The 3265-nt window shown below is 65.3% G+C and carries 1 protein-coding gene; it reads left to right on the top strand.

What is annotated here, in order from left to right:
• Window positions 1–428 precede the first annotated feature (428 nt).
• The coding region (locus AB4Z18_RS19380) for a prealbumin-like fold domain-containing protein (protein ID WP_441784407.1) at window positions 429–3265 on the top strand (2837 nt) is incomplete at its 3' end.

Below are 3265 nucleotides of genomic sequence, written 5' to 3'. Positions count from 1 at the left end.
CACGCTGAACCTGCCCGATGTGGTGAATAAGCAGCTGCCGGTTCCGGTGATCCCACTCACGGGCGGGTTGGGCACGGATGCCCTGACCTTCGCCGGTGGCGGGTTGCTGGCCTCGGTGCTCGCTCTGGCCGGCTGGCAGCTGCTTCGCCACCGCCGAGACGCCGGAAGCCGTCCGTAGCAGTCGCCGTCCGCCAACCGGCTCGACACGCCGAACGGCGAAGAATTTTCCGGCGAACTGCGTAAGGAAAGGCACGAACACGCGTCTTCATCAGTGAGGGCCAATCGGCCCAAGGAATCACTTTTCGGGAGCCGCACCTCCCTAGCCCGGGTGCGAGCTCCACCGACGAATTGCCGCTGAGGACCCGAATGAATCAGACGATCGCGACGCTGTTTGTCGACCCCTCGAGTCGGGAGGGTCGCCTCCGATGATGGTTTCGTACCGCATACTGCGAGCTCGCCGCTGGCGTCTCGTCGCCGCCTTGGCCGGTTTCGTAGCGCTCGGCGCTCTCGTGGGCACGTTGATCCTGCCCCAGTACTTCTCGAACGCCTCCACGACGGCCGTGTCGACCACCTATCAGACGGCGACGAACACGGTAACCGGCTCGGTCGCAGCATCCGCGGATGCGCCGGGCGGGGCGAAGACCGGCACGGCGAAGCCGGGCGACAAGCTGAAGTGGGTGACGAACTACCAGAACAACACGGGCGCTGACGCCTCCGTGAACGTGAAGGATGTGCTCACCACGGCCGGCACGTACGTTGCGGGGTCGTTGCAGTTGCCGCCGAACCAGAACGCGGCGGGGACGTTCTCGCCGCAGTACTCCACCAACGGAGGAACGAGTTGGGCGACGGGGACGCCCCCGTCGAATGCGAACGGGGTCGGCTTCACGGGCACTGTGGTCCCGCAGGGCACCCAGCAGCTGTCAGTGAAGGTGCCCAGCCCGGTGTCGCAGACCTTGTCGAACACCGGTGGTGATGCCTACAACGCAGTCGTTTCTGCGGATGGTCTGCGCGTATATGCAGTCTTCCATCACCAGAACAACAACAGTGCGACGCCGCCGGTCTACTGCGGGGTGATCGCGACCGGCGCGGTGTGCCCGGGGTGGCCGGCGAGCAACACGTTCGTTTCGGCTGTGGCCGGTACGGCGTTGGGCCAGGGGACCGGGACCATGGCCACTGCGTGGGAGAACGGTACGTGGCTGTCCGGGACCAAACTGTTCTGGTTCCAGGGTTCGCAGTCCGCCCCCCTGACCACGGGGCTGGGCTGTTTGGATGTGAGCACGCTGACGAGCTGCGGGTACACCGTCCTGGGAGCGGGAGCCAACGGCCTCAACTCGGGTGCACAGATCGGCGGCACGGCTATTGCGGCGTCCAACGGTTCGTTCTATGCGCTCACGGTGGACAACGGCGCCGCTGCACTGAAGTGCATCAACTCCGCCGGCGGCGCGTGCGGGAGCCTCACCTTGGCGACCGGCACCACCGGAACCCCCACCCTCGCAGCGGCGACCTTCGGCACTTATGTCTTCGCCAGTTTCCAGCAGACGCCCACCTCTAAGTGGCAGATGTACTGCTATCAGGCCGGCGGATCGCTATGTGCTGGGGCCTGGCCGGTGACAACGTCGGTGACCGCTGCGCCATACGGTCCGATTGGCATGGCGCCGCTACTCAGCACCACCGGCGCGGTCACGGGCGTGTGCACGATCCCCAACGGCAACGAGTACACCTCCGCGTGCTACAACACCGCCGGCGCTGTGGTGAACACCGCGTACCCGTCGAACATCTGGTTCAGCGGCGGCGGGTATGGAGCCGGTGACGCCTATCAGGCAGGCTCGAAGGTCTACATCTCCGGCGGAAACACGGTGCAGTGTCTGGATTTCTCCAAATACACCGGGACCGGCACGGCTCCTACGTGCGCCGGGTTCACACCCCCGGTCAACGGGACCAACTACACGGTGCGATCGGCGTCGGCGGTTGCGCCGAACTGTCTGGTGGCCGCCGGTGACGGCCGGACCATCACCTTCTTCAACGCCATCACCGGCGGCGGGTGCCTCGGCGTCTCGGGGCCGACCTCGATGACTGTGGCGCCGCTGACGTCGTACTGCGGTTCGGGTGCGGCCGGGTTCACCGGGTGGGGAACGTTGTCCATTCCCGGGCTGGTCGCGGGAACGTACACGAACTCGACGGTGACCTTGAGGGACCAGAACAACAACGTCATCACCGGGTTCAATGGACTGACTCTTCCAGCCGGCGGGACGTTCTCGCTGGGGTCGATCCCCAAAACGGTGACCTCGATCACAGCGACGGTGGTCGTGAACGGAGTCAATGACCCGACCGGTGTAGTCAACGGGCAGATCAAGATCACCTGGTCGGGGTTGCCGCCGGAGATGTGCTTCGAGACCACGGCGTCACCTGTTGCATGTGACGCGGCGGTCCCGCTGACACTTTCGAACACCGCGAACGCGGTGACCACCTCGGCCGCGGGGACCGATGCGCCGGGCGGAAACACCACGGGTGTGACCCGATTCACGGTGTCGCCTGACCTTTCGCCAGCATCGAGCCAGTGCACGATCGGGGCACGAAAGGCTGCGTCCGTGCAATCTGCGCGACCCGGGGACAAGGTCACCTACACGATCTACATCAACGGCGTGGGATCCCAGGCCTACAACAATGCCACCTTCAGCGATGACCTGAGCGATGTGCTCAAGGACGCCACGTACAACGGGGACGCAACCGCAGACATCGGGACCGTGTCATATTCGGCGCCGACCTTGTCATGGTCGGGCGCATTGCCCGGGTCGCCTGGTCCAGGAAACCTTGCGACGATCACCTACTCGGTAACCGTGAAAAGCCCCGACACCGGCGACCACGCCATGGTGAACACGCTTGTGACCAACAATCCCGGCAACGGGACCTGCCAGCCCGGTTCCGTTCACCCCAACTGCACGGCCAACGTGCAGATCGTGGTGTCCGATGTGCTGTGGCACAAGGTGGACGCCACGGCTGCGAGGAACGTCCTCACGGGTGCGGAGTGGAGTTTCACGCCCGTGGATGGGGCGGGCAAGCCGACCGGGGCATCGGTTGCGGTGACGGATTGTGTGGCCGTGTCCGCGGCGTCGTGTACGGGTGCGGATATCGACCCGTTGGGCGGGCTGTTCCGCCTGACGAACCTTGGTCCGGGCACGTACCAGTTGGTGGAGACCCGTGCTCCGGTCGGCTTCAGGCTGAACCCGACACCGATCGCGATCACTGTCGCGACGGCCACGGTCAC

The sequence above is a fragment of the Leifsonia sp. 2TAF2 genome (assembly GCF_052115085.1).
Lineage (GTDB): Bacteria > Actinomycetota > Actinomycetes > Actinomycetales > Microbacteriaceae > Leifsonia.
Note: the sequence above shows the minus strand (reverse complement) of the source record. Positions and strands in the feature narration are given on the sequence as shown.